We start from the raw sequence: 6,048 nt of genomic DNA, 5'->3' as shown, positions 1-6,048 counted from the left end.
CACCTCAAGGCCACCCAAGCTCTGTGCCTCAATCCACAAGTGGGCTCCGGTCGGACTCGGCCTCCCTGAGCCGGACTGCTTGTCATACAGGTTCGTGCCATGCGGAGGAGGAGGACTCCCACCGGGTGTTCCGTCCACCGGGTGCCGCTCCCCCTCCCAGGGGCACCGCGTCAGGGGTGGGCAGGCCCTCATGCCACGACGATGACTGGGAGCCCCACGCACTCAGGTGTCGCGTGGGTAGTACGCCTTGCGCCGTGCCTCTGCGAACGCCTGATCGCTGCCCTTCGTGTGGGCCACTTCCTACGCCACCTTGGGTCTGATCAGCAGCCCCAGATACATACCCCTTCCCCTGGGACGCATCGATCATCCGCCTTCCTCTGTAGGTTGGACTGAGCTCCGAGAGGGGAGCGGATTGTAGGAGTGGAGTGGAGTCAGCGCTTCGTTCGGGGTGGGGAGCGTGGCTTGCGGTCCGAGGCCTGCTCGATCCGGGCGAGCCGCTCGGTGAGCTCCTTGCGCCATGCGGCCTGTGTGCGCGCGTTCTCTCTCTGCTGCTCGTAGATGAGCGCCAACGAGTCCAGGATGGCCTCGTTGAACTCCACCTGCTTGCGCATCACCTCGTTGATGAACGGCTGGAAGACCCCACGGAAGGCACGCTTGGCCAGCACCAGCGCCGGTCCCACCACGGGACGGTGCGACGTGGGCGGATCCGCATAGCGCGAGTCCTTCTTCTGGCGCGGCGTCTCGAGGATCGGCGGCCACTGGGCCTCCGTGGGCACCCGCTCCGTCCGCTCCAGCATGGTGCGCAGGGCCTCGCGATCCTCGGACGAGGGCGCAGGGAGTCGCTCCGTGGCGGCTGCCACCTTCGCCGCGAGGGCGGGATCCGTGAAGAGTTCTTCAGCGCGCATGGGTGGCTCCTGAGAGGCGCAGAGACTCCACCAGCCGGTGGACGGCCGCCTCCATTTGTCCGGCATCATAAGCGATGAGCCGCTCTCCGAGACCCCGGGCCTCGGTTGGCACCGGCGCCGTGGCCTCATGAAGGGCCCACGCACGCGACTGGACGTGAGGGAGCACACCTCGAGCTACGCTCGTTCCCGCATCGAGGAACACGGTCTTCACGGCCGAGGTCCGCACGGCCATCTCCAGCGAGGACGAGCCTGGCAGCGGGAGGGCCTCCGACGCAGAGGCGGGCAGCGGTTGGTCAGGGCTGAAGTGCCAGATGGGCGTGCTTCCGCTCCGGTCCACCCGAGGGCTCGTGGAGAGCAGGGGAGTGGCAGGGCTCAGGGCCAGCACGCGAGCCTCGGGGAGCTGCTCGGCCAGCTTTCGCGCAAGGAGCGAAGCGGGGGCCCGTGGGTGGCTCACGTATCCCGGGCACACGAGCTCCACACTGGCGGCGGCAGGAGCCTCCGGCGGAGCCACCCGCGAGCCCTCCAGGAAGGGACGCAGCCCCTCCCGGACCTGCTCGGCCACCGCTTCCTGCTCTAGCGAAGCAAGCCGCGCCCGCTGCCTGGCGACGATCTTCCGCTGCAGCTGAGGCTCTCGCTCCAGCACCGCGAGCAGCTGCGCCACCTCCACAGGATCTCTCGTCCGCGTGGCCAGCCCCGCTCCGCCCATCGTCTCTGGCACCGCCGCCGCGCCGTAGGCCACGACGGGCACTCCACGCTCCATGGCCTCCAGCAGCGGCACACCGAAGCCCTCGTGCCGGCTCATCGAGAGATACGCGGTGGCCACCGCATAGCACGCCGAGAGCTGCGAGGCGCTCACCCTCCCCAGGAGGTGGATGCGCTCCGCCCCCAGCAGCTCCTTCACCCCATGCAGGTACGTTCCATAAGGCGTCTCCCGGTTGAGGTAGCCCGCGATGAGCAGCCGGCTGCGCGGCTGGTAGAGCCGCTGGTACGCCGCAAAGACGCGCATTACGTCGTCCAGCTGCTTGCTCGGCACGGCCCGCCCCACGAAGAGGAGGTTGACGCAGCCGTCATCGAACTCCGCCTGGAAGGTGGGATCGGGCGGCGCGTGGAAGGCGCTCCAGTCCAACGCGAAGGGCAGCACGGACACCCGGGGGAACCCCCCTGCCGTCAGCTCCTCGGCACTGAAGTGCGAATAGGCGTATGCCGCCTCCACCAGCGGCCGCAGGGCCAGCAGTTCCTCCCGCGCCGCCTCGCACGCCGCCGCCACCTTCCGATCGAAGCCCTCGAAGAGCTGGGCGGGCGTGACGTTGTGGTACACGAGCGCCTTGCGTCCAGGCCCTCGCGCGATCAGCGGCACCAGCCGGGACTCGAAGCTGTGGTGGATGAGGAGCACCGAGTCCTCGTCCGCCTCCTTGCCCCAGGCTTCCGCTGGCCGTACCTGCTCGCGACACTCCTCGTCCCACTGGCTCGCGTAGATCTCCGACGTGTAGCCCCACGCCCTCAGGAGCCCCTGGAGGTAGCGCACCTGATTGCCCACAGCGTCACCCCAGGAGAGCCGAGGCAGGAGCTGGTGGACGGCCCGGGCGGGCGAAGGTCCGCTGGGATGCCTGCTTTTCCGACGCATCACGGTAGAGTGCCGCCTCTATCCTCGGACTGCCGCTCGCACAAGGTAACCTTGACGGGATGGGGCCGATCCGATAGCCACTCCGCATCCCTCGATTATTCAGAGTAAGTCGAAATGAACGTCCTGGTTACTGGCGGTTGCGGGTTCATCGGCTCCAACCTCGTCAAGTACATCCGCAAGCACCGGCCCGAGTGGAAGGTCGTCAATCTCGACAAGCTCACGTATGCGGGCAACCTCGAGAACCTCTCGGAGCTGGAGGGGGATCCCCAGCACGTCTTCGTCCGGGGTGACATCGGCAACCCGGAGCTCGTCGAGCACCTGATGGTGCAGCACTCCATCGACGCCATCATGCACCTGGCCGCTGAGAGCCATGTGGATCGCTCCATCCTCGGCCCCGAGGTCTTCGTTGCCACCAACGTGCTCGGCACCCAGCGGCTGCTCGAGGCGGCTCGCTCGCGGGGCCTGAAGCGCTTCCTCATGGTCTCCACGGACGAGGTGTACGGCTCGCTCGGTCCCACCGGCGCCTTCACCGAGCAGTCCCCGCTCCAGCCCTCCAGCCCGTACTCCGCCTCGAAGACCAGCGCGGACCTCGTCTCCCTGGCCTACCACCATACGTTCGGCCTGGACGTCGTCGTCACCCGCTGCTCGAACAACTACGGGCGCTACCAGTTCCCCGAGAAGCTCATCCCCCTCATGGTCGTCAACGCGCTGCACGACAAGCCGCTGCCCGTGTACGGCGATGGCGCCAACGTGCGCGACTGGCTCCACGTGGAGGACCACTGCTCCGCGCTCGTCACCGCGCTGGAGAAGGGCAAGGCCGGCGAGGTCTACAACATCGGCGGTGGCGCCGAGCGCAAGAACATCGAGATCGTCAAGGCGATCCTCGGCCTGGTGGGCAAGCCCGAGTCCCTCATCAAGTACGTCAAGGATCGCCCTGGGCACGATCGTCGCTACGCCATCGATCCGTCGAAGAGCAAGGCCGAGCTCGGGTGGACACCCGCGCAGACCTTCGAGCAGGGCCTGGCCGAGACGGTGAAGTGGTACGTGGACAACTCCGCGTGGTGGGAGCGGGTGATGAGCGGCGCCTACCGCCAATACTTCGAGAGCCAGTACCGCGCCCGCCTCAAGGGCTAGCACTGGCCGGAGCACTCGCATGCGCTTCCTCGTCACGGGTTCCAACGGGCTGGTCGGCAGCCGCATCTGCGCCCTCCTGGAGGAGCGCGGGCACGAGGTGGTGGGGCTCGGCCGTGGCGGCCGGCGCACGGCAGGCTCCTACCTCTACCTCCCCGTGGAGCTCACCCTCGAGGCGGACGTCCTCACCGCCATCGAGTCCTCTTCCCCCGAGGTCATCATCCACCCCGCCTCCATGACGGAGGTGGATGCGTGCGAGAAGAACCCCGAGCAGGCCTACGCCGCCAATGTCACCGCGACGGCCGCGGTGGCCAAGGGCGCTCGGAGGGTGGGTGCGCACCTGGTCCACGTCTCCACGGACTACGTCTTCGACGGGGACCACGGGCCGTATGACGAGGAGGCCCTGCCCAACCCGCGCGGCGTCTACGCCATCACCAAGCACATGGGCGAGCAGGCCGCGCGCGTGCTGGCCCCCGGGTGCGCGATCGCTCGCACGGCGGTGGTGTACGGCTGGCCGCCCGCGGGCCGCCTCAACTTCGGCGCGTGGCTGGTGAGCGCCCTGGAGAAGAAGCAGCCCCTCAAGCTCTTCGAGGATCAGTTCGTCTCGCCCACCTTCGCGGACAGCGTGGCGGCGATGCTGGTGGAGCTGGGCGAGCGCAAGCTGGGCGGTACCTGGAACACCTGCGGCGGCGAGGTCGTCAACCGAGTCACCTTCGGCCGGGCGCTCTGTGAAGTGTTCGGGTTCGATTCGAGCGTCATCACGCCCTCCAAGCTGGCAGATCTGAAATTGCCCAGCCCCCGTCCGCTGCACAGCGGGCTGAAGGTGGACAAGGCGCGCAGCCAGCTCTCGGCCCAACCGCTGTCCCTGTCCGAGTCGCTCACTCGGTTCCATGCGGCGTGGAAGTCCGCACCCACACCCTCTCGAGGTGGATGATGAAAGGCATAGTTCTCGCCGGTGGCTCGGGCACGCGCCTGTACCCGCTGACCCGTGTCGTCAGCAAGCAGCTCCTGCCCGTCTACGACAAGCCGATGATCTACTACCCCGTCACCACGCTGATGCTGGCGGGAATCCGGGAGATCCTCATCATCTCCACGCCCACGGATCTGCCGCGCTTCCGCGAGCTGCTCGGCAGCGGGGAGCAGTGGGGCGTCCGCTTCGAGTACGCCGAGCAGCCGCGCCCCGAGGGGCTGGCCCAGGCGTTCATCATCGGCCGGCCGTTCGTGGGCAATGAGCCCTCGTGCCTCATCCTCGGCGACAACATCTTCTACGGCCACGGCCTCAGCGACATGGTGCAGCACGCGGCGAAGCGGCCCCAGGGAGCCACGGTCTTCGGCTACTACGTGAAGGATCCGGAGCGCTACGGCGTGGTGGAGATGGACGCTCAGAACCGCGCGCTGAGCATCGAGGAGAAGCCGGCGAAGCCCAAGTCCAACTACGCCGTCACGGGCCTGTACTTCTACGATCAGCAGGTGCTGGACATCGCGGCCAACCTCAAGCCCTCCAAGCGCGGCGAGCTGGAGATCACCGACGTGAACGCCGAGTACCTGCGGCGCGGGCAGCTCCACGTGGAGCTGATGGGCCGCGGCTACGCATGGCTGGACACCGGCACCCACGAGTCGCTGATCGAGGCCTCCAACTTCATCGAGATCATTGAGCACCGGCAGGGGCTCAAGGTGGCCTGCCCTGAGGAGATCGCCTACCGGATGGGCTACATCACCGCGGCCCAGGTGGCGGCCATGGCCGAGCCCATGAAGAAGAACGAGTATGGCCAGTACCTGCTGGCCCTCATCGAGAACAGGGGAGCGGTGCCGTGAAGGTCACCCCCACGGAGATCCCCGGCGTCCTCATCCTCGAGCCGAAGGTCTTCGGAGACGCGCGCGGCTTCTTCCTGGAGACGTACCACTCCCAGCGCTACGCGGACGCCGGCATCCAGGGCCCCTTCGTGCAGGACAACTACTCGCGCTCGGTGAAGGGGACGCTGCGCGGGCTGCACTACCAGGAGCCGCAAGGGCAGGGGAAGCTGGTCCAGGTGGTGGCGGGCGCGGTGTTCGACGTGGCAGTGGACATCCGCCGCGGCTCGCCCACGTTCGGCAAGTGGGTGGGCGTGGAGCTGTCCGCGGAGAACAAGCGCCAGTTCTGGGTGCCGCCGGGCTTCGCGCACGGCTTCTTCGTCATCTCCGAGTCCGCGGACTTCCAGTACAAGTGCACCGCGCTCTATGCCCCGGAGCATGAGCACTCCGTGGCGTGGAACGATCCGGATCTGGCCATCCAGTGGCCGATCTCCGAGGCGCCGAAGCTGTCCGCCAAGGACTCCGCCGCGCCGCGCCTCAAGGACGTGAACGCGCTGCCCGCGTACACCCGCTGAGTGCAGGTGTCCCAGGCCCGAG

At 67.8% G+C, this 6,048-nt stretch carries 6 protein-coding genes; 4 read left to right on the top strand and 2 right to left on the bottom strand.

Going from position 1 to position 6,048, the window contains the following annotated elements:
* Positions 1 to 431: 431 nt before the first annotated feature.
* A complete protein-coding gene (locus VD972_RS07845) occupies positions 432 to 905 on the bottom strand; it encodes a hypothetical protein (protein WP_324983137.1) in 474 nt (157 codons plus the stop codon).
* Positions 895 to 2,529, bottom strand: coding sequence for a glycosyltransferase (locus VD972_RS07840; protein ID WP_324983140.1), 1,635 nt, complete (start codon positions 2,527 to 2,529; stop codon positions 895 to 897). The genes VD972_RS07845 and VD972_RS07840 overlap by 11 nt, the downstream gene beginning before the upstream one ends.
* 114 nt (positions 2,530 to 2,643) lie before the next feature.
* On the opposite strand from VD972_RS07840, the gene rfbB reads away from it, so the two are divergent.
* From rfbB to rfbC, 4 genes are read left to right on the top strand one after another with little or no spacing between them, the layout of a single operon-like run.
* Entirely contained in the window at positions 2,644 to 3,663 is a 1,020-nt protein-coding gene (rfbB, locus tag VD972_RS07835) for a dTDP-glucose 4,6-dehydratase (RefSeq protein WP_324983134.1), read from the top strand.
* Positions 3,664 to 3,682: 19 nt separating this feature from the next.
* The gene (locus VD972_RS07830; RefSeq protein WP_324983130.1) at positions 3,683 to 4,594 is read left to right on the top strand and encodes an SDR family oxidoreductase; all 912 of its coding nucleotides are present in this window, start codon (positions 3,683 to 3,685) and stop codon (positions 4,592 to 4,594) included.
* On the top strand, positions 4,594 to 5,475 hold the full coding sequence (gene rfbA, locus VD972_RS07825; protein WP_324983127.1) for a glucose-1-phosphate thymidylyltransferase RfbA: 882 nt from the start codon (positions 4,594 to 4,596) through the stop codon (positions 5,473 to 5,475). Before VD972_RS07830 ends, rfbA begins: the two co-directional genes overlap by 1 nt.
* Positions 5,472 to 6,026, top strand: a complete 555-nt coding sequence (rfbC, locus tag VD972_RS07820; RefSeq protein ID WP_324983124.1) for a dTDP-4-dehydrorhamnose 3,5-epimerase — start codon at positions 5,472 to 5,474, stop codon at positions 6,024 to 6,026. Before rfbA ends, rfbC begins: the two co-directional genes overlap by 4 nt.
* Positions 6,027 to 6,048: the final 22 nt, after the last annotated feature.

The sequence above is a fragment of the Hyalangium sp. genome, from assembly GCF_035629615.1.
Classification (GTDB): Bacteria; Myxococcota; Myxococcia; order Myxococcales; family Myxococcaceae; genus Hyalangium.
This window is presented reverse-complemented; position numbering and strand designations above follow the sequence as displayed.